Raw genomic sequence first — 20,728 nt, 5'->3', positions numbered from 1 at the left:
CTCAAGCCTACAGACTATTCCTGGCATGCACAGCCAGTTTGAGTGCCGACTTCGCCACGGCGGGCGAGACGATCAGCACGCGCCGGTCGTTGGCATTGCCCACGGCCAGCGCAAAGCCCAGCGCGGCGACGCCGGCCACGGCCATGCGCACCGGCAGCCGCTGGCTCGCGAGAAAGCCGCGCACCGCGGCCCAGCCTATCGCATTCGACGGAAAGCGCGCGCTGCAGACAGGCGGCGTCGCGCCCAGCACCACCACTTCGAACTGCTCGCGGCCCGCGGCCACACCCACGCTCAGGCCGGCATTCATCGCGCGCTTTGCGCCGCTGCGGCCGCCATGCGGTCCAGCGCCAGATTGAGCGCCAGCACGTTCACGCGCGGCGCGCCGAACACGCCCCATTGGCGGTCTTCGGTGTGCTGCGCGACCAGCGCCTGCACCGCCTCGGAGGCCACGCCGCGCTCCCGCGCCACGCGCGCGATCTGGATTGCCGCGGCCTGCGGACTCACATGGGGATCGATGCCGCTGCCCGACTGCGTTACCAGATCGGAAGGCACGAGCGCGGGCGCCACGCCTTCGCGCTGCGCGGCTTCGGCGCGGGCCGCATCCAGGCGCGCGCGCAGTTCGGGCGAGGTGCGCGACTGGTTGCTGCCAGCGAGCGCCATGGGGTTGTAGCCCGCGGCCGATGGACGCGACTGGAAATAGCGCGCGCTGGTGAACGGCTGGGCGACCAGCGCCGAGCCGACCACGCGACCGTCGCGCTCTATCAGGCTGCCATTTGCCGGGGCCGGAAACAGCGCCTGGCCCAGACCTACGCCGGCCAGCGAGTAGAGAAAGCCGAAGCCGGCCAGCGTGATCACCGTCAGACCGATCGCGCCGCGCAGCAGGCCCTTGTCGCACAGACCGGGGGTCTGCGGCTTGGCCGGGTGCAGGGAGACAGCGAGCGTGTCGCGGGAAAGTGTGGGAATGCTCATGGCAATGACCTCAGAGAACAAAGAGCGTCGACAGCACGACGTCGATCAGCTTGATGGCGATGAACGGCAGAACGAGGCCGCCCAGGCCGTAGACCAGCATGTTGTTGCGCAGCAGCTCGGTCGCGCTCGCGGGCTTGAAGCGCACGCCTCTGAGCGCCAGCGGGATCAGCATGGGAATGATCACGGCATTGAAGATCAGCGCCGACAGCACCGCGCTTGACGGGCTGGACAGCTGCATCACGTTGAGCGCGGCCATCTGCGGGATGGCGACCGCGAACAGCGCGGGCAGGATGGCGAAGTACTTGGACACATCGTTGGCCAGCGAGAACGTGGTCAGCGCGCCGCGCGTGATCAGCTGCTGCTTGCCGATCTCGACCACGGCCAGCAGCTTGGTCGGATCGGAGTCCAGATCCACCATGTTGCCCGCCTCCTTGGCCGCCTGCGTGCCCGAATTCATCGCCAGCCCGATGTCGGCCTGGGCCAGCGCCGGCGCGTCGTTCGTGCCGTCGCCGACCATGGCCACGAGCCGGCCTTCTGCCTGCTCGGCGCGTATGCGCGCGAGCTTGTCTTCAGGCCGGGCTTCGGCGATGTAGTCGTCGACGCCGGCTTCGGCCGCGATATGCGCGGCGGTGAGCTTGTTGTCGCCGGTGATCATCACGGTCTTGATGCCCATCTCGCGCAGCCGCGCGAAGCGCTCCTTGATGCCGTGCTTGATCACGTCCGACAGCGCGATCACGCCCAGCACATGCCGGCCGTCGCTGACCACCAGCGGCGTCGCGCCGGTGCGCGCGACCTGGGCGACGCGCGCCTCGAGTTCGGCCGGCACCTGGCCGCCCTGCGCCTGCACATGGGCGCTGATCGCGTCCAGCGATCCCTTGCGTATCACGCGCTCGCCGGGCAGGTCCACGCCCGACATGCGGCTGTGGGCCGAGAACGGCACGAAGTGCGCGTTTTCGGGCTCGACGATCTGCTCGCCTTTTTCGCGCGCCAGCCGCACCACCGACTTGCCTTCGGGCGTGGGATCGGCCAGCGAGGCCAGCAGCGCGGCCTGGCGCAGCTGCGCCGCGTCCACGCCGGCAAGCGCATGAAAGGCCGTGGCCTGGCGGTCGCCATGCGTGATGGTGCCGGTCTTGTCGAGCAGCAGCACATCGACGTCGCCAGCGACTTCGACGGCCTTGCCCGACTTGGCCAGCACATTGGCCTTGAGCGCGCGGTTCATGCCCGCGATGCCTATCGCCGGCAGCAGCCCGCCTATGGTCGTGGGAATCAGGCACACCAGCAGCGCGATCAGCAGCACCAGATTGACTTCGACTCCGACGAAGCCGCCGATGAACGGCAGCGTCACGACCACGATGGCGAAAGTCAGCGTCATCACCATCAGCAGGATGCCCAGCGCGATCTCGTTGGGCGTCTTCTGCCGGTTCGAGCCTTCGACCAGGGCGATCATGCGGTCCAGAAAGCTGTGGCCGGGCTCGGCCGTGATACGCACCACGATGCGGTCCGACAGCACCTTGGTGCCGCCGATCACGCCCGAGCGGTCGGTGCCGGCTTCACGCAGCACGGGCGCCGATTCACCGGTCACGGCCGCTTCGTTGATGGTCGCCAGGCCCTGCTCGATCTCGCCGTCGGCGGGCACCAGCTGCCCGGCTTCGACCAGTACCAGATCGCCGGGACGCAGTTCGGACGCGGGCACGGTGGTCTCCTGCCCCTGGCCGTCGACGCGCCGCGCCATCAGGTCCTTGCGCGCGCTGCGCAGCGACGCGGCCTGGCCGCGGCCGCGCGATTCCGCCACGGCTTCGGCATAGTTGCCGAACAGCACGGTGACAAACAGGATGGCGGTCACGGCCCAGCCAAAGCCCGGCGCCGACAGGCCGGCGAGCGTGGCGCCGGCCGTCAGCAGCGTGCCGGCCCAGACCACGGCCATCACCGGGTTGCGCACGATGTGCTGCGGCGCGAGCTTGACGAAGGCCTCGACCAGCGCTCTTTGATGGCCCGGGGTGGATTGGTTTGCGGTATTCATGGAATTTCTTTCAACGTGCGAGCAACTGCATCAATGCGAGGTGGTCGGCAACGGGCCCGAGCACCAGCACCGGCATGAACTGCAGCAGCGTGAGAATGACGACGATGCCGATCAGCGTGAGCGCGAAGGTGGGCGTTTCCACCTGCAGGCTGCCCGCGCTTTCGGGCGCGCGGCGCTTGCGCGCCAGCATCGCGGCGATGGCCAGCGGAATCAGCAGCGCGGGGTAGCGGCCCGCGGCCAGCACGATCGCGCACGACACGTTCCACCAGGGCGTGGCGTCGCCCAGCCCCTCGAAGCCCGAGCCGTTGTTGGCGAATGCCGAGACATACTCGTAGAACACCTGGCTGATGCCGTGAAAGCCCGGGTTCGAATTGCCCGTCAGGCTGGGAATCGCCAACGTGACCGCGGTGAAACCCAGGATCACCAGCGGCTGCCACAGCACCAGCACCGCCAGCAGCTTGACTTCAGGCGCTTCGATCTTGCGGCCGAACAGTTCGGGCGTGCGCCCCGTCATCAGCCCGGCGATGAACACGCCCAGCATCAGATAGACGATGAACTGCTGCAACCCGCAGCCCACGCCGCCCCAGATCGCATTGATCAGCATGTTGGACATCGCCACCAGGCCCGTGAGCGGCGCCGCCGAGTCGAGCATCAGATTGACCGAGCCGTTGTTGACCTGGGTGGTCGACGCGGCCCACAGCGCCGAAACTTCGGCGCCCAGGCGTACTTCCTTGCCTTCCATCAGCGCGATGTCCGCAGCGCTGGCCGAATACGCTTCCGACCACAGCGCCAGCCCCGACGAGATCACCGACATGCACAGCATGGTGCCGAACACCATGGCGCCAAACCGGCGCCGGCCGGTGAACGGGCCGATCATGAAGATGATGGAAACCGGAATCAGCGCAATCGCCAGCAGCTGCAGGAAGTTCGACAGCGGCGTGGGGTTCTCCAGCGCCACCGTGCTGTTGGGACCATACCAGCCGCCGCCATTGCTGCCCAGCTGCTTGATCGCCACCATGGGGGCGACCGGACCCAGCGGAATCTTCTGTTCGCGGAAATCGGCCGTGGCATCGACGGGACTGGCGACGGGTCCGGCCGCCAGCGTCGCGGGAACGCCCTGCCAGGTGAGCAGCAGCGACAGCACCAGGCACAGCGGCAGCACGAAGCGCAGCGTGGCGCGCACCACGTCGGCCCAGAAATTGCCGACATCGATGGCCTGCGACTCGCCTTCGGCACGCTGCGCCGTCTGCGCCGTCTGCGCCTGGCGCCCGCCGAACAGCCCGCGCAAGGTGGCGACGACCACCGCCAGGCCCATCACCGGCGTGACGACCTGCAGGCCGACAATGCCGGTCATCTGCGACAGGTAGGAAAGCTGCGCCTGGCCGGAATAATGCTGCTGGTTGGTGTTCGTAAGGAACGACACCATGGTGTGCAGCGCCAGGTCCCAGCTCATGTTGGGAATGCCGTCGGGATTGAGCGGCAGCCAGGCCTGGGTCATGAAGATCGTCCAGACCGCCAGCGCCAGCAGCAGATTGCTCAGCAGGAAGGCGCCCGCGTAGCCGCGCCACCCCATGCCGGTCTCGGGGCGCGTGCCCAGCAGGGCATAGAGCGGGCGTTCGAGCCAGCCGAACAGCCGGTCGCCGCGCATGGGAGCGCCGCGCATCACGGCCGCGAGGTAATGGCCCAGCGGCCAGCCCAGTGCGACCAGCAGCGCGAGAAGTATGCCGAATTCAATCATGATGCAAGGCTCCGTGGATAGCCGAGAAACGAAGAAACGTATTGCATGGCGCGGTCCTCAGAAAGCGGCCTGCAGCGCGAACTCCGCGCGGCTGCCGGCCATGCCGGGAAACAGGCGCCGCGCGGCGCCGTCGGTCGCATGCAGGGTCAGGCGGGCTTCGAACGGCGCCTTGAAAGCCCAGACCAGGCCGAGCGCGCCATGGGAGTAGCTGTCCGCATAGCGGCCGTCGAGCAGGTAGCGCGCGACGCTGGCCTCGAGCCGCCACTGCGCGCTGATCGGTGCGCGCGCGCCGAGCAGCACATAGGTGCCGCGCATTGCGCTGGCCATCGCATTGTCGGAATGTCCCAGCGCCAGCCAGTAGTTGTCGCGCCAGGTGGCGCTGGCGTTCAGTTCGTTCCAGTTCAGCCGCGCATTCGCCGATGGGTATTGGTAGCGCAGCAGGTACAGATCAAGCGCCCAATCCGGGGACACCTTGCCGCTCCAGCCCGCGGCCAGATCGAACTCCGAACGCGCGCCGTTGTCGGGCGCGAACTTGACGCCCGAACCCCAGATGGAGGCGTAGAAACCCGAGTCGTGGGCGTACTTGAAACCACCTTGCAACGCCGGATCTGCCCGCGTCTGCGACGAGCCGCGCCAGACATAGTCGGATGTCAGCGCCACATTGCCCGAGAACTGGGCGCGCGCCTGGCCCGATATCGCGCACAGCACCAATGCCGTGGAAAGAGCCGCAATCCCTCGAATATTTTTGGTATCGAAACGCATAGAAATTCTTCGAATCTTGATGGCGAAATAGCCATGTCCAAGTATTCGCGCAGCCCGCGTAAAATCTCTATGCCGACAAAGCCCCGGCACATAAATTCGGCGTAAATTCTCCAGCACGCCGCGCTTGGCGGCGTTGGCCTACAGAGGGATAGTCGACGAATTTACGCCGAATTTACGCCCTTCCACATCCCTCTGGGCTAAGCTCGCGGCATGCAATCGATCAGGGCGTTTTCATGCACTATGTAGTCCATGATGTGATTTTCATTACCTTCGTGGTGATATTGTTTTTGGCATTATTTCGAACCGGGCAGAAAATACTGCAATGGTTGGAAAATCAGAAAAACCAAACAGCACAATCCCGCCCTCAGCCCCAGGCTCCCGGTATCAAGAACCTGCCGCGGTAATCGCGCCGCGGCTTTCGGCCTGAGCGCATTCGAGCAGGCTGCGCACCCAGCGTATGCGCGTCGAGGTGTTGAGCCACAGCATGCCCAGTTCGCGCACCGGGCTCAGCGGGCTGTAGCCCAGGCCGTGGCCGTGCGGCAGCGGCGGCAGAGCCAGCGCACGGATGGGGCGCTGGCGCGTGAGCGCCTGGCCTATGTCCGGCACCAGCCCCACGCCCAGGCCCTGCTCCACCATCATCGCCACCGCCAGCACTGAATTGAGTTCCAGCCGTTCGCGCGGCGCTATGCCCAGCGCCTTGAGATAGCGGTCGGCAAGCTTGCCGCCCGCCAGCTCGCGGTCATAACGCACCAGCGGCCGCGTGCGCAGCAGCTGCAGCGGGTCCTGTGCGGCATCCGCGTGCGGCACCAGCAGCACCAGCGGCTCCTGGCGCAGGCCGGTCCAGCTCACGGTCTTGGGCAGATCGAACGAAGGCTTGAGGCACAGCGCCGCATCCAGCGTCGACTGCAACAGCGCGGTGTACAGATCGGGCGTCAGCCCCACGCGCACCGTCACGCGCACGCTCTCGTGGCGCGCGACAAACGCCTGCATCACACCGGGCAGAAAACCATGCAGTGCGGTGTTGACCGTGCCCAGCCGCAACTCGCCATGGTCGGTATCGCTGGCCACCCATTCGCGCAGTTGATCGCAGTCCTGCACCAGCTGCTTGCCGCGCTCGAACAGCCGTTCGCCCGCGGCCGTGGGTCGCACGCTGCGGCCATGGCGCACCAGCAGCGCCACGCCCAGCACCTGCTCCAGGCCGCGCATCTGCTGGGCCACGGCAGCCGGGCTGATGTCGAGCTGGCGCGCGGCTTCGGACATCGATCCGCTTTCAATCACCTTCAAGAAATTCTGAATGTATTTGGTGTCCATGTCGCACATTTTCTTTCAATAAAAGAAAGCGGCAATGGCTTGGACGCAGTTGCACGCTCGCCGACACTGGCGTCAAGCCGAGGCCATGCCCGGACTCACCGACAAAAACCAGGAGACTTTCATGCAATCCATCGATGCCAACGCCTTCCCTCATTCGTCGCGCCGCGCCTGGCTGCAGGCCGCGGGCGCCCTGGCTGCCGTCGCGGCCGTGCCTGCCTGGGCGCAAGGCCGCGCCAAGGGCGGCGGCCGGCTGGTCGTGCCGTTCGCGCCCGGCGGCGGCAACGATGTGTTTGCGCGCCAGATGACGCATGGCCTGCAGGAGATGTTCGGCTACAACATGATTGTCGAGAACAAGGCCGGCGCGGGCGGCAATCTGGGCACCGAAATGGTGGTGCGCGCCGCGCCCGAAAGCGAGACCTATCTGCTGGGCCATACCGGCACGGTGTCGATCAATCCCGAGCTCTACAAGGGCCTGAAGTTCAACGCCGCCACCGACCTGCAGCCGGTCGCGATGTTCGCGTCGTCGGCGCTGCTGCTGGTGGTGCCCGAAAGCTCGCCGATACGCTCAGTGGCCCAGCTGGTGCAGGCCTTGCGCAGCCGCGGCCTGCAGATGAACTATGCGTCCAGCGGCGCGGGCACGGGCGGCCATCTGACCGGCGAGATGCTCACCCACATGCTGGGCGTCAAGGCCACGCATGTGCCCTACAAGGGCACGGCGCCGTCGCTCACCGATGTCGCCGGCGGCCTGGTCGACTTCAGCTTCAGCGTGATTCCCGCGGCCCAGGCCCTGGTCAAGGCCGGCAAGCTGCGCGCGCTGGCGATCAGCGGCGCCCAGCGCCATGCCCAGCTCCCCGACGTGCCCACGGTGGCCGAATCCGGCGTGCCCGAGCTTGCCCAGTTTGAAAGCTCGCTGACCTACGGCCTGCTCGCGCCCAAGGGCACGCCGGCCGCGCAGGTGAACAAGCTCGCCAAGGAAGTGCTTGCGGTTGCGGCCCTGCCCGCTTTCCAGTCCAAGCTGGGCGTCGAAGGCGCGGTGCCGCTGCTCGGCGACGCCAAGGCCTATGCCACCAAGATCCGGCAGGAAAGCGCCAAGTGGGCGGCCGTGATCAAGGCTTCGGGGGCCTCGGCTTGAATACATGATGTCCTTGATGCACACCTACCTGCGGCCGCAGGATGCCGACACGCTGTTCACCGATGGCCAGTGGATAGAGGCCATGCTGCGCTTCGAGTCCGCGCTGGCCCAGTCCCAGGCCGAATGCGGTGTCATTCCCGAGGCCGCCGCCGAAGCGATAGCCCAGGCCTGCGCCACGGTGGAGATAGACGCCCAGGCGCTGGCCGCGCGTGCGCATTGCAGCGGCGCCATGGGCATGGCCATACTGCAACCCGTGCAGCAATGGCTGCGCAGCCACCGGCCCGAAGGGCTGGACTGGCTGCACTGGGGCTCGACCACCCAGGACGTGGTCGACACCGCGCATGCGCTGCTCACGCGCCAGGCGCTGCAAAGCCTGCTGGCCGAACTGCAGGGTCTGCAACAGGGCCTGGTCGCCTTGGCCGAACGCCATGCGGCCACGCCCATGCTCGCGCGCAGCCTGATGCAGCCCGCCCAGGTCACGAGCTTCGGCTTCAAGTGCGCGCAATCGGCCGCGGCGCTGCAGCGTTCGCGCGCGCAGCTGCAGGCGCTGGCCGCGCAGGCGCTGTGCGTGCAGCTCGGCGGCGCGGTGGGCAACCGCGCGACGCTGGGCGCCGCGGCGGCGGCCGTGGAGCAGGCGCTGGCGCGCCGGCTGGGCCTGCAGGCCTGCGGCTACAGCTGGCATACGCAGCGCGATGCCTGGCTGCGCCTGGCAATGGAAGTCGCGGTCTGCGGCGGCAGCCTGGCCAAACTCGCCAAGGACTGGTCGCTGATGTCGCAATACGAAGTCGGCGAACTGCATGAAGCGCCGCGCGGCAGCACGTCGAGCGCCATGCCGCACAAGCGCAATCCCGTGCACTGCATGCAGGCCGTGGCCCAGACCCAGCCCGTGCCCCAGCTCGCCGCCACGCTGCTGGCCTGCATGGCCCAGGCACACGAACGCGGCCTGGGCGAATGGCAGGCCGAAGTCGCGCATGCGGCCACGCTGTGGCGCCATGTGCATGCGGCCGCGGCGGCGCTGCGCAGCGCGGCCCAAGGCCTGCAGGTCGATAGCGCGCGCATGCAGCAGCACATCGACGGCCTGCAGGGCGTGGTGTACTCCGAAGCACTGGCCCAGGTGCTGGCCCCGGTACTGGGCAAGCCCGCGGCCCAGGCCGCCGTGGCCGAATGCGCGGCCCAGGCGCTGAGCCAGGCCGAACCGCTGCACCTGCTGCTGGGCCGCTGGCTGCTGCAGCAGCACGGCACGGTCGATCCCCAGCTGTCGCGCGCGCTCGCCGCAGCCGCGGATCCGCAGCAAGCCGTGCAGGCCTCGGCCCAGGGTTGCCGGGATCTGCTGGCCATGATCCACACCACTACCGACAAGGAAGCCGCCCATGCCCATCCATGAAGACAGCCTGCGCCAAGGCCTGCACAACCGCCGCCGCGTGCTCGGCGAAGCCTGGGTCGCCCAGTCGGTGGAGAACGCCAATGCGCTCAACGTCGAGTTCCAGCGCATGATCACCAGCTATGCCTGGGACGGCATCTGGAGCCGCCCGGGCCTGGAGCGGCGCACGCGCCGCATCATGGTGCTGGCGATCACCGCGGCCATGGGGCGCTGGGAAGAGTTCGAGCTGCATATCCGCACCGGCCTGCTCGCCGATCCCGCCGACCCCGAGGCCGCGGCGCTGGACCTGGCGACGATACAGGAAGTGCTGCTGCAGACCGCGGTCTACGCGGGCGTGCCGGCCGGCAACACCGGCATGGCGATGGTGATGAAAGTGCTGCGCGAACTCGACCAGGTTCCGCCCAAGGCCGATTTCTTCGCGCCGCCTGCGGCCGCCGCGCCCTGAGCTTTCAGGCCGCGCCCAGGTCCGCGGCGCACAGGGCATAGACGGCGTAGAACGGCACGCCAAACAGCGCCCGGACCCAGGGACCGATCAGGCTGTAGGGCAGGCCATAGCCTTCCATGATGTTGAAGGTCTCGGCCAGGCGCAGCCGTTCATGCGCCTGCGTCAGCTCCGACAGGCTCCCCGGGCCCCAATGGAATTCGGCCGCCGTGTGCTTGACCGACGGGTGCTGGCTGGCGCGGCCTATCGCCAGCCAGCACATCACATCGAACGCGAACGACGAGCCCGCGGGCGCGCGCTCGCCGAACGTGCGAAAGATGGCTTGCACTTCGGCAGGCTGCAGATACATCAGCACGCCCTCGCAGAACAGAAACACCGGCGCGCCGGCACGCGTGGCCGGCAGGCCCAGGCGGTCCCACCAGTCGGGCGCCGTGAGGTCCAGCGGCAGCACGGCGTGGCGCTCGCCAGTCACCGGCAGCAGCGCGCGCCGGATCTCCAACACTTCGGGCAGGTCGGCATCGGTCATGCGCGCCTGGCCGTTGTCCAGCCACTGGAAATAATTTGACAGTCCGCAGCCCAGATTCACGAGATGTCCGTCGGGCTGCGCCGCCAGGAACTGCGCCGCCAGCGCCCGAAAGTGCTGCGTGCGCGCCAGCACGCCGTAGACACTGTGCCGATCGCGCAGCCACTCCAGCCCGTCGTCGCCCAGCGCCTTGAGAATGCGCGCCGCATCCGCGTCGCCCAGCGCCAGCGCCGGGAACATCGCGTCGCCGAGCGCACGCGCGGCCAGCGGAATGCGCAGCGTCGACGGCACGGCCGACAGCGGTGCGTAATGCAAGGGTGTTGCTGGAATGTCGAGTTCTCGGTCCATATTCACCTCCGGAAAATCACGCCACGCACGCCTGGCGATCTCTGAGGGAACGAACCGTTGTGTCGCCTGCGCACGGAACAGGGAAATGATATGGCATCGTGGAAAAAAAGCATGGCTGGCCGGCGAACCGATGGCTAGCAAAAACGACCTTGGAGACGGTGAAGTCTCGGATCGCCCCACGATGAAACGGGTGCAAAGCGCGGGTTGCGCTGTGCAATGGAATGAATCATAACCTCATTGAGAATGAATATCATTCAATGACCTTGCGCTGCGCAAGGGTCTATGCCGCCAGGTAGCTTGGCCAGGGCGGATGCGATGGCCGCAGCGCCCGGCCTCAGCCCGCGGCCCCGGGAAACTGCGGAAAGCCCATGCCCAATGCGGTCGGCGCGCTGCGGTACAGCTCGTCCACCAGCTTCTTCACGCTGGCGATGTACCAGCCGTCGTCATTGAGCCGGTGGCACATGATGATCGGCGACGTCGCCTGGAGGTCGGCAATCGGCCGGTAGCGCAGATCGGCGCGGAACGTCGCCGATGCCGGGATGATGCATACGCCCGCCTCGGACGCGACCAGGCCCAGTGCCGTCTGCAGTTCGTTGACTTCGATGATCTCGGCGGGCCGCACGCCGCAGCCCTCGATCAGCGCCAATATCTGGTCCGCAAAGCTCGGCCGGGGATTCTTTGGATAGACGATGAGCTTCTGGTCCGCAAGCTCCGCCAGCCACATCGGCTGCGGCGGCTTGGCCGTGCACGGGGTCGTCGCGGGCATGGCCAGCACCAGCCGCTCCTCGCGCAGCACGATGCGCGCCACGGCGCTGTCGTTGGCGCCGATGCGGCCGAAACCCAGGTCGATGCGCCCGGTGCGCAGCGCCTCGACCTGCTGGATGGACGACAGCTCCACCAGCCGGATATCCAGCTTGGGGTGCTGCTGGCGCAGCTTGCGCAGCAGGATGGGCACGCCGCCATACAGCGTGGAAGGCACGAAGCCTATCGACAGCGTGCCCTGCTGGTTCAGGCCCAGCCGCCGGGTCTCGGCGGCCATCTGGTCGATGCGGTTGAGCACCTGGACCACCTGCTCGAAAAGAAAGCGTCCGGCCTCGGTCAGGCGCAGCGGGCGGCTGTTGCGCAACAGCAGCGGCACGCCCAGCTCCTCCTCCAGCAGCTGGATCTGGCGGCCCAGCGGCGGCTGCGCCATGTGCAGCTGTTCAGCGGCGCGCGTGAAGTTGCGCTCGCGTGCCACGGCGACGAAATACTTTAATTGCCTCAAATCCATAAGGGAAAACCATAGAAGGTCTGTTTTACGCCATCAGCCGATATACGTCAGCAACTTAGCGGGCAACTATACCTTCAGGGTTTCAAACGAGACCAAAGAAATACTGGATTTACGCAGTATCTGCGCATCCAATGCAGGCTATGCCAGCCGCCCTGCCCGGCCCCAGCGACTGCCCCACGACAGGCGCGCACCAGCCGTCGATGCCGGCGCGCTGCGGGGCCCCAGGCAAGGCACTGCCATGGGCGGCCTGAAAGCCTTGCGGCCTGCCTTTTCATCATTCTTCAAGGAGCCACGATGAGCGTACGTATTTTCGACACCCCTGATGTGCAGGACTTCCTCAAGACGATTGCCGGCCTGGGGATCGACGGCGGCAATCCGCGCACCAAGCAAATCATGCACCGCATCGTGAGCGATCTGTTCAAGATCATCGAGGATCTGGACATCACGCCCGACGAGTACTGGGCCGCGGTCGCCTACCTGAACTTCCTGGGCGCGCGCGGCGAGGCCGGACTGCTGTCACCCGGCCTGGGCGTGGACCGTTTCCTCGACATGCGCATGGACGCCCAGGACGCGGCCGACGGCGTCGAGAACGGCACGCCGCGCACCATCGAAGGCCCGCTCTATGTGGTCGGCGCCCCGGTGTTGCAGGGCCATGCCAAGCTCGACGACGACAGCGACCGCAACGGCCACCCGCTGATCATGCAGGGCACGGTCTACGGCGCCGACGGCCAGCCGCTGCCGGGCGCGCAGGTCGAGGTCTGGCATGCCAACACCAAGGGCTTCTATTCGCACTTCGACCCGACGGGCGAACAGGCCCCGTTCAACATGCGCCGCACCATCATCGCGGATGACAAGGGCCACTACAGCTTCGAGAGCATCGTGCCCAAGGGCTATGGCTGCCCGCCCGATGGCGCGACGCAGGCGCTGCTCAACCAGCTCGGCCGCCACGGCAACCGTCCGGCGCACATCCACTTCTTCGTCACCGCCGACGGTCACCGCAAGCTGACGACGCAGATCAACATCGACGGCGATCCGCTGGTCTACGACGACTTCGCCTACGCCACGCGCGACGGCCTGGTGCCGCCGCTGGTCGAGCGCACCGATGCCGACAGCATTGCCGCCTGGGGCCAGAAGGGGGCATTTGCCGAGATCGTTTTCGACATCCACCTGTCCGAGCTGGTCAACGGCGTCGACAACCAGATCGTCGAGCGCGCGCGCGCCGCCGCCTGACGGCGCCGGCCAGGGAGTAGCGACTTGCCGCGCGCCGATATCTTCGACCAGGTCGAACACGCTGTCCTGCCCGTGCTGCCCGGCCGGGCGCACGAGCTCGCGCGCCTGCGCGCCTTGCACGAGCAGGAGGGGCTGAGCACGGTCACCGTGATCGGCAAATACAACCACGGCAAGAGCCGGCTGCTCAACGAACTGCTGGGCGAGGACCGGTTTGCGGTGGCAGACAGACGCGAGACCACGCAGCTGAGCGCCCATGTGAAGGACCGCGTGCGCTGGCTGGACGCGCCCGGCCTGGACGCCGATGTGGACCAGGCCGACGACCGCTTTGCCCGGCAGGCTGCGTGGCAGCAATCCGACATCCGTCTGTTCGTGCATTCAGCCAAGGAAGGCGAGCTCGATGGCCGGGAGCGCCGCCTGCTGCACAAACTGAGCGCCGATGCCGACGCCACGCGGCGCCAGACCCTGCTGGTGGTCTCCCAGGTCGACCAGGCGGGTGACGACGCGCAATTGCACCAGGTGCTGGGCGCGATCGGCCAGCAGGCGCCGGGCATGGCGCTGCATGCCGCATCCGCCACGCGCCATCGCCAGGGCATCGAGGGCGGCAAGCAGTTGCTGATCGAGCGCAGCGGCATTCCGGCGCTGCGCGCTGCGCTGGCCCGGGCGCTTGGCCAGGTGCCGCAGGCGCGCGCGCATGAATCGGCGCAAATGAAAAGCGCCATGCACCAGGAGCTGCTGCAGCGCCAGGCCGCGCTGCGCGCGCAGTGCGCCGGCCTGCAGCAGCAGCAGGCACAGCAGCGCCGGCAGTTCGACCTCGACCTGGGCGCGGTCTTCGACCAGGCCAGGCAGGATCTGGCCGAGGTGATGTCCACGCCCGGCCCGGATCTGGCGCTGCAGCCCGACACCGCGGCCGACAGGTTCCGGCTCACCACGGGCCGGCTGGAGCGTGCGCGCCTGCAGGTCGCCTACTCCAAGGTCTGCATCCAGCTCAACGCGGCCTTGACGCGGCACGGCGCCATAGAACTGCCCACGGCCCAGCACACCGCGGCACGCAGCCTCAACAGCGTGATGGTCGCAGTGCTGGGCGTCTCGGTGAAATACCGCGAGGACCTGCAGCGCATGTTCTACCAGGACGCGGGCCGCGATGCACTGCAGCGCGACTTCGCGCGTTATTACGAGATCTCAGCCGACCGGCAGGCGCTGGCCGCGCGCATCGACGCAGTCCGCGACCAGCTCGCGGCAGCGCAGACGGCGCAGCAGGCGCTGCAGACGCTGGACCAGCTGGAAATCCGGGCATGAGCGGGCTGGACCATGAGCAGCAGTTCATGGCTGGCATCGAGGCCCTTCAATGGGAGGCCGGCGATGTGCAGGCCACTGTGCAGGCGCTCGATGACTGGCTGGACCGGCTGAGCGCGCTCCTGCTTGCCGGCCCCTTGCGCTGGCCCGGTCTGCAGGACGGGCATGCACTGGCCGCGGCCGCCCAGGCCGTTCATGCACGCCTGCAGCAGGACGTGACCGATTGGCATGGCCGGCGCCAGGACCTGGGCGCCACGCAGGCGCTGGCCGAGCTGCTCGGGCACAGCGCCATCTTCCTGGTGTTCGGCAAGTTCAATGCGGGCAAGAGTTCGCTGTGCAACTTTGTCGCCGATCGCTTCGCGGCGCGCGGCCATGCGGTGGAGTACTTCTGCATCGAGGCCGGGCGCATGGTGGCGCTGCCCGGCGCGCGCTTGCAGGAGGGTTCGACCGAAACCACGGCCACGCTGCAGGGCGTGCGCCTGGGGCGCAAGCTGGTGCTGTTCGACACGCCAGGCCTGCACTCGGCCACGCCGCAAAACGCCGCGCTGACGCAGCGCTTCACCGACAGCGCCGATGCCGTGCTGTGGCTCACCAGCTCGGCTTCGCCGGGCCAGGTCCAGGAGCTCGACGAACTGGCACGCGAGCTGCACCGCGGCAAGCCGCTGCAGCCGGTGCTCACGCGCAGCGACTTCTTCGAAGAGGACGAAGTCGCGGGCGAAATCGTCAGGGTGCTGCGCAACAAGACGCCGGGCAACCGCGCGCTGCAGGAGGCCGATGTGCGCCAGCGCGGCCGGGACAAGCTGGCGCAGCTGGGCGTGCCGCCGGCGCTGCTGCTGGCGCCCGTGTCCGTGTCGGTCTACGCGGCGCGCGCCCCGCAGCCGACCGCTCAGGCGCTGGGCGCGGCGGGCTTCGATCGCCTGTGGACGGCGCTGCAGCAGATCGTCGGCCAGGCCCAGGGCTACAAGCAGCGCAAAGCCGCCGAAATCGTGCTGCACCATGCCGAGGAATGCGTGCTGCCGAGCCTGGCACGTGGCGCTGCGCCGCTGCTGGCCGCACTGCAGCAGGCCATCGCTGCGGAGCGCGCCGGCCTGGCCGGCAGGCAGGCCGCGCTCATCACCCAGGTTTGGCGCAGCGTGATTCCGGCGCTGCCCGAACTGCTCGAACGCCATGCCGAATCTGGCGATGCGCGCGCCGTGTGCGTTCAGGCCCAGTGCCTGCTCGAAGCTGCTGTCGCCCAGGCCGCGCCGCGCGCGCTTGCGGGTTATGGCGGCGCGGCGGCGCTCGCGGCGCCGCTGCAGCTGGGCGAGAACGCGCGCTATGAGCGCATCGGTGAAGGGCGCGCCGCGGTGATCGACCCGACGCCACTGCACGCCGCGCTGGAGCAGGCCATCCATGCCTGGCTGTCGGAGTCCGCAGCGCAGGCGCTGCAGCCTTGCCAGCTGGCCCTCGACGCGCTCGAAGCCAGCCTGCAGAGACTGCAGGCCGACCTGGACGCGCGGCGAGCGGCGCTTGCGACCATCAAGGCCAGGCTGCGCTCCAGCACGCAGCCGGCGCATTGACGCCGGCAGGCCGCCTCAGGCGCGCAGCGCGACGCCGCGCTCGCCCAGCGGGTGGTAGCCGCGGTTGAAATACGCCAGGCCTTGCGCGTCCTGATCGCCGATGCGCATCGCCTGCAGCTCGGCGAAGAAGATGCTGTGCGAGCCGACTTCATGCACCTGGATGATCTCGCCGTCGAAGCTGACCAGCGCGCCGTCGAGCGCCGGTGCGCCGGTCTGCAGCCGGCGCCACGGCGCCTGGTCGAAGCGCTGCGCCATCGTCACATCGCGATTGGCGAACAGCGCCGACAGCGCCTGCTGGTCCGCGGCCAGCACGTTGACGCAAAGCACCTTGTTCTCCACGAAGAAACGGTGGGCGAAGGACGCGCGATTCATGCAGACCAGCAACGTGGGCGGCTGGTCGGTGACGCTGCAGACCGCGGAGGCGGTGAAGCCGGCGGGGCCGGCGGCGCCGTCGGTGGTGATGACGTTCACGGCGCCGGCCAGCCGGGCCATGCCGTCGCGGAAATCGGCAAGCGCGATCATGCTGCGGCTCCTCGGATGCCGGGCGCGATTCGCGGGAATGTGCAGGTGGTCATGTCTTGTCCCGTCTCAGCGCATGAAGATGCCGCCGTTGATGTCCCAGGCCGCGCCCGTGGCGAAATCCGCCTCGGGCGAGGCCAGCTGCACGACCAGCCCGGCCACGAATCGCGGATTGCCCAGCTTGCGCACCGGAATGGCCTCGACCAGCCGCGCCAGGCGCTGCGGCGGCACGGCCGCGTGCACCGAGGGCAGGTCCATGGGGCCGGGAGCGACCGCATTCACCGTCACGCCCCGGGAGGCCAGCTCGCGCGCGAAGATCTTGGTCAGCGTGAGAATGCCCGATTTGGACGACGCATAGTGGGCACCGGAGGCCGTGCCGCCGTTCTGGCCGGCCAGCGAGGCGACGTTGATCATCCGGCCGTAGCCGGCCTGCGCCAGCGCGGCGCCGAACACCTGGCAGCCCAGGAAGGTGCCGCGCAAATTGACGCGCAGCACCATGTCGAACTCTTCGGGCGTGATCTCCATCACCGGGGTGGTCAGCGTGACCGCGGCATTGTTGACCGCGACCTGCAGGCCGCCCCAGCGCTGCTGCACGAACGCCAGGGCGGCCTCGAAGTCCGGCTTGCGCGTGACATCGAGGCCCAGGCCAGCGGCGGATGCGCCGCTGGCGTCCAGCGCTGACGCGGCGGCATGCGCGGCGTCGGCATCGCGGTCGGTGATCGCCACGCGGTAGCCGGCAGCGTGGAGCGCCTGGGCGATGCACAGGCCCAGGCCCTGGGCGGCCCCGGTGACGATCGCCGTCTGTGGCGGGGTGGAAAGTGGGGACATGGCGCGGGTTCCTTCAGAGGGTGGACGATGCGGGTCGGCGCATCGGTCGATTCGATCAGGCGGCTGTTGCCGCCATGGACGCTCAGGCGGCGTAGGCGGGAATGCTCAGCTCGCGGCCCACGCGGGCTTCGACCTTGGCGTACTTCCACAGCTTGTAGGTGCCGTCGCCCACGGGGGTGGTGCGAAACAGGTTGCAGGCGGCATGTACCGTCTCGAGGTCGGGAACATCGGCCAGCACATAGGTTGTCCAGGGCCAGCCGTCGCTCGGGCCCACCATGGCGCGATCGTCGTCGAGGTTGCCCAGCACGGTGACGCCGGGCAGCTGGTCAATGCCCTGCATCATCTGCACGAAGGCGGCCCAGACATCCTTGGTTTCCTGCACCGTGGCGTCAAAGAAGTTCTGGTTGATGCCTATGCAGAACAGCGTGCGCAGAGGAGGTTTGTTTTCAGTGGTCATGTCGATCTCGGTGAAGTGGAAAAAGCGGATCAGAGGTAGCCGGGCAGCGGCTTGAGGCCGAACAGCACGGCACCGGCGTTCTGGTAGGTGATGTCGCCCATGAAGGCATGCTGGGTGATGACCAGGCTGTCCTGCACCTGGGTCGACAGCGGGCAGTCCTGGTAGATGCCGGTCATGCCGGCCTGCATCTGGATGCTGCGCGTGACTTCGGCGCCGGTGCGCGTGGCAAAGGTCGCGGACAGGCGCAAGGCGCTGACCGCCTCGACACCGGGTGTCTCGCCGCGCAGCAGCAGCTCCCAGACTTCGTCCATCGCCTCGTAGAAGAAAGCCCGGGCCGAGCGCAGCTGCGCCTCGCAGCGCGCAATCTCCATCTGCACCTGGGGTCGGTCGGCGGTGCGCGGCGCGCCGGTCACCGAGATGCGCCCCGTGGCCAGGCCCTTGAGCTCCTCGATCGCGGCGCGCGCAATGCCCAGCGACACCACGCTCAGCACCTGGGTGGCAAGCGACAGGCTGGGGTAGCGAAAGATAGGCGCGTCGAACTGCGAGCGGCTGCCGCGCACAAAGGTCCACTCCTCGGGCACCACGACCTTGTCGACGACCAGGTCGTGGCTGCCCGTTCCCGCCAGGCCGATCACGTCCCAGTTGGGCTGGACCGATGCGCTGGCGCGCGGCAGCACGGCCATGCGCGGCAGCGGCTGGGCATCCGCGCCTTCGGCCACGATGCCCACGCCCACCACGGTCGCGCCCAGGCAGCCGCTGGAAAAACTCCAGCGGCCCGACACTTCGTAGCCGCCAGCGACAGCCTTGGCGGGCTGCGGCGGAAAGATGCCCCCGGCAAACACCACGTCCGGCGTGTCGGCATAGATGGCGCGCAGCGTGTCCGGCGGCAGCGACGCCAGATAGGTCACGCCCATGCCGAAGCTGGCCACCCAGCCGGCCGAGCCATCGGCCGCGGCAATGCGCTCTATGAGCTCGCAGAAGAAGCGCGGCGAACGCTGCTCGCCGCCCAGCGCGCGCGGCACCAGCGCGCGATACACGCCGGCGGCCTTGAAGCCTTCGATGACATCAGTGGAAATGAATTGCTGCCGGCCGAACTCGCGCCGGCGCGCGCGGATGTCCTGCAGCAGCGGCGCCAGCGCATCGGCGGGCGGCTCCTGGGAAGCGGCCGGGTGCGTGGCCATGGCGTCGGTCTGGGTATCCAGTGCAAGCATGGATGACTCCTTTCAAGGGCGGGAAACGGCAGCGCCGTGGTCTCTGGCAAACACCGCAGTGCCGCGGCAAAGCCGCAGACAGCGAACCATCAAAGTAGAAATATTTTCATATGAATGCATCTTTTAACCTTTTTTCCGGTCTGATCAGCGCCGCCAAATTGCATCTCCTGTGCGTTGATCCAGCGCAAAAGGTAACTCAATAAAACGTGAATCGTCAACTAATTTTCACGCAATATTTTGAAGCTCGGTTTTGGTGCAAAAACGCACCAAACCCGCTACACAGCTAGTTATTTGCACCATATTCGACCTTCATGCCTCGCCACAAACCTAGCGTAAACCCCGATAAATTCACGCTTTTTATGCGCGGCAATCTTTGAAGAAATTGCGTGAAAAATCAGTGTTTTCCCCATACTCACGCCCGGCATGCATCTGGAGAATCCGAACAGTTCCATCCATATGCATACATTTTTGTCCATGCGTTTCGTCAATGAAAAGCATGAAGATGGCACGAATGCTGCTGAAGGCGAAGCGCAGTTCTGCCGTGCTTGCCCTTCCTGTTCAACGACACCCCACGAGGTCCCCCATGTCATTCCCACGCGTGCTTCCCGCCCTCTTCCTCGCCACGGCCTTCTGCGCCGGGGGCGCCCAGGCCCAGATCAAGGTCGGCGTGATCTCGTCGTCCAGCGGCCCGGTGGCGCTGGTCGGCATACCGCAGAAGAACACCGTTGCCCTGCTGCCCAGGGAAGTCGCGGGACAACGCATCGACTACGTGTCGCTGGACGATGCCTCCGACCCGACCGCTTCGGTATCGGCCGTCAAGAAGCTCATCAACGAGGAGAAGATCGACGCGCTGATCGGCCCCAGCGGCTCGCCCAACGCCATGGGAGTGATCCAGTTCGCGGCCGCCGCCGGCATTCCCATGCTGGCCCCCGTGGGCACGGCGGCCGTGGTGTTGCCGATGAACGCGCAGAAGAAGTGGGTGTTCAAGACCACGCAGAACGACGACCTGATTGCCTCGGCCCTGGTCGACCACATGAAGGCGACCGGCATACGGACCGTGGGCTTCATCGGCGCCGCCGACCCCTATGGCGAGAACTGGGCCAAGGTCACGGGGGAGCTGCTGCAGGCCGCAGGCATCAAACTGGTTTCGTCCGAGAGCTTCCAGCGCCGCGACACCTCGGTGACCGCGCAGGCGCTCAAGACGCAGGCCGCGCGCCCGGACGCGGTGCTGATCGCTTCGCCCGGCAGTTCGGCCGTGCTGCCGCAGACCACGCTGTTCGACCAGGGCTACAGGGGCAAGGTCTACCAGACCCATGGCGCGGCACTCGATGAATTCCTCAAGCTCGGCGGCCGCAAGGTCGAGGGCACCATCCTCGCGGCCAGCAGCATGCTGGTGCTCGACGACATCCCGGCCAGCAATCCGACCAAGGCCGTCGCGACCCGCTACGTCGCCGACTACGAGAAGCTCCATGGCAGCAAGCCCGCCACGTTCGGCGCCAACGTCTACGACGCCGGACTGCTGCTGCAGGCGGCCATTCCCGCGGCGCTCAAGCAGGGCGCGCCCGGCACAGCGGCTTTCCGCGCGGCGCTGCGCGATGCACTCGAGCAGACCCGGGAGCTGGCCGGCACGCAGGGCGTCTACAACATGACGCCAGCCGACCACAGCGGCTTCGACCGGCGCGGGCGCGAACTGATCACCGTGAAAAATGGCCGCTGGGCGGCGCTGAAGTGACGC

At 67.5% G+C, this 20,728-nt stretch carries 19 protein-coding genes; 7 read left to right on the top strand and 12 right to left on the bottom strand.

The features are described 5' to 3' along the window. Window positions 1-7: 7 nt before the first annotated feature. From ACSVDO_RS06460 to ACSVDO_RS06435, 6 genes are all read right to left on the bottom strand, one after another. The gene (locus ACSVDO_RS06460; protein ID WP_332535278.1) at window positions 8-307 is read right to left on the bottom strand and encodes a hypothetical protein; all 300 of its coding nucleotides are present in this window, start codon (window positions 305-307) and stop codon (window positions 8-10) included. Next, entirely contained in the window at window positions 304-969 is a 666-nt protein-coding gene (gene kdpC / locus ACSVDO_RS06455; protein WP_489595445.1) for a potassium-transporting ATPase subunit KdpC, read from the bottom strand. Before kdpC ends, ACSVDO_RS06460 begins: the two co-directional genes overlap by 4 nt. A 10-nt stretch (window positions 970-979) precedes the next feature. Continuing rightward, entirely contained in the window at window positions 980-2,989 is a 2,010-nt protein-coding gene (gene kdpB, locus ACSVDO_RS06450) for a potassium-transporting ATPase subunit KdpB (RefSeq protein ID WP_332535274.1), read from the bottom strand. Window positions 2,990-2,999: 10 nt separating this feature from the next. Then, on the bottom strand, window positions 3,000-4,727 hold the full coding sequence (gene kdpA, locus ACSVDO_RS06445) for a potassium-transporting ATPase subunit KdpA (RefSeq protein WP_332681812.1): 1,728 nt from the start codon (window positions 4,725-4,727) through the stop codon (window positions 3,000-3,002). Between the two features lie 57 nt (window positions 4,728-4,784). Beyond that, window positions 4,785-5,489 (bottom strand): TorF family putative porin, encoded by a 705-nt coding sequence (locus ACSVDO_RS06440; RefSeq protein WP_332547701.1) that lies wholly within the window; start codon window positions 5,487-5,489, stop codon window positions 4,785-4,787. A 384-nt stretch (window positions 5,490-5,873) separates the two neighbouring features. Then, window positions 5,874-6,800: a LysR family transcriptional regulator gene (locus ACSVDO_RS06435; protein WP_489595442.1), complete on the bottom strand. Its 927-nt coding sequence runs from the start codon at window positions 6,798-6,800 to the stop codon at window positions 5,874-5,876. Window positions 6,801-6,921: 121 nt separating this feature from the next. On the opposite strand from ACSVDO_RS06435, the gene ACSVDO_RS06430 reads away from it, so the two are divergent. The 3 genes from ACSVDO_RS06430 to ACSVDO_RS06420 are packed head-to-tail and all read left to right on the top strand — an operon-like array spanning window position 6,922 to window position 9,758. After that, window positions 6,922-7,932: a Bug family tripartite tricarboxylate transporter substrate binding protein gene (locus ACSVDO_RS06430; protein WP_489595441.1), complete on the top strand. Its 1,011-nt coding sequence runs from the start codon at window positions 6,922-6,924 to the stop codon at window positions 7,930-7,932. 7 nt (window positions 7,933-7,939) lie between these two features. Further along, window positions 7,940-9,316, top strand: a complete 1,377-nt coding sequence (locus tag ACSVDO_RS06425) for a lyase family protein (protein ID WP_489595439.1) — start codon at window positions 7,940-7,942, stop codon at window positions 9,314-9,316. Further along, the gene (locus tag ACSVDO_RS06420) at window positions 9,303-9,758 is read left to right on the top strand and encodes a carboxymuconolactone decarboxylase family protein (protein ID WP_332547698.1); all 456 of its coding nucleotides are present in this window, start codon (window positions 9,303-9,305) and stop codon (window positions 9,756-9,758) included. Before ACSVDO_RS06425 ends, ACSVDO_RS06420 begins: the two co-directional genes overlap by 14 nt. Window positions 9,759-9,762: 4 nt before the next feature. Here ACSVDO_RS06420 and ACSVDO_RS06415 read toward each other — a convergent pair whose 3' ends face one another. Continuing rightward, window positions 9,763-10,626: a class I SAM-dependent methyltransferase gene (locus ACSVDO_RS06415; protein ID WP_489595437.1), complete on the bottom strand. Its 864-nt coding sequence runs from the start codon at window positions 10,624-10,626 to the stop codon at window positions 9,763-9,765. Between the two features lie 334 nt (window positions 10,627-10,960). Continuing rightward, on the bottom strand, window positions 10,961-11,896 hold the full coding sequence (locus ACSVDO_RS06410; protein ID WP_489595435.1) for a LysR family transcriptional regulator: 936 nt from the start codon (window positions 11,894-11,896) through the stop codon (window positions 10,961-10,963). Window positions 11,897-12,190: 294 nt separating this feature from the next. Here ACSVDO_RS06410 and catA point away from each other — a divergent pair, with 294 nt between their 5' ends. From catA to ACSVDO_RS06395, 3 genes are read left to right on the top strand one after another with little or no spacing between them, the layout of a single operon-like run. Further along, window positions 12,191-13,126, top strand: a complete 936-nt coding sequence (catA, locus tag ACSVDO_RS06405; RefSeq protein ID WP_332535151.1) for a catechol 1,2-dioxygenase — start codon at window positions 12,191-12,193, stop codon at window positions 13,124-13,126. Window positions 13,127-13,150: 24 nt separating this feature from the next. Beyond that, the gene (locus ACSVDO_RS06400; RefSeq protein WP_489595433.1) at window positions 13,151-14,422 is read left to right on the top strand and encodes a GTPase; all 1,272 of its coding nucleotides are present in this window, start codon (window positions 13,151-13,153) and stop codon (window positions 14,420-14,422) included. Then, window positions 14,419-15,978 (top strand): P-loop NTPase family protein, encoded by a 1,560-nt coding sequence (locus ACSVDO_RS06395; protein ID WP_489595431.1) that lies wholly within the window; start codon window positions 14,419-14,421, stop codon window positions 15,976-15,978. Before ACSVDO_RS06400 ends, ACSVDO_RS06395 begins: the two co-directional genes overlap by 4 nt. Before the next feature lie 15 nt (window positions 15,979-15,993). On the opposite strand, the gene ACSVDO_RS06390 is transcribed toward ACSVDO_RS06395, so the two are convergent. The 4 genes from ACSVDO_RS06390 to ACSVDO_RS06375 all read right to left on the bottom strand — a co-directional run bounded on the left by ACSVDO_RS06390 (window position 15,994) and on the right by ACSVDO_RS06375 (window position 18,993). Next, the gene (locus ACSVDO_RS06390; RefSeq protein WP_489595430.1) at window positions 15,994-16,500 is read right to left on the bottom strand and encodes a flavin reductase; all 507 of its coding nucleotides are present in this window, start codon (window positions 16,498-16,500) and stop codon (window positions 15,994-15,996) included. Window positions 16,501-16,566: 66 nt separating this feature from the next. After that, a complete protein-coding gene (locus tag ACSVDO_RS06385; RefSeq protein WP_332535144.1) occupies window positions 16,567-17,325 on the bottom strand; it encodes an SDR family NAD(P)-dependent oxidoreductase in 759 nt (252 codons plus the stop codon). An 82-nt stretch (window positions 17,326-17,407) separates the two neighbouring features. Next, a complete protein-coding gene (locus ACSVDO_RS06380; protein ID WP_489595428.1) occupies window positions 17,408-17,782 on the bottom strand; it encodes an IacB protein in 375 nt (124 codons plus the stop codon). A gap of 29 nt (window positions 17,783-17,811) precedes the next feature. Continuing rightward, a complete protein-coding gene (locus ACSVDO_RS06375; RefSeq protein ID WP_489595426.1) occupies window positions 17,812-18,993 on the bottom strand; it encodes an acyl-CoA dehydrogenase family protein in 1,182 nt (393 codons plus the stop codon). A 583-nt stretch (window positions 18,994-19,576) separates the two neighbouring features. Here ACSVDO_RS06375 and ACSVDO_RS06370 point away from each other — a divergent pair. Then, window positions 19,577-20,725, top strand: coding sequence for an ABC transporter substrate-binding protein (locus ACSVDO_RS06370; RefSeq protein WP_489595425.1), 1,149 nt, complete (start codon window positions 19,577-19,579; stop codon window positions 20,723-20,725). Window positions 20,726-20,728 lie beyond the last annotated feature (3 nt).

Source organism: Comamonas sp. DB36, from assembly GCF_057914905.1.
The sequence above is the reverse complement of the archived record's forward strand: the minus strand, read 5'-3'. Positions and strand labels throughout refer to the sequence as shown.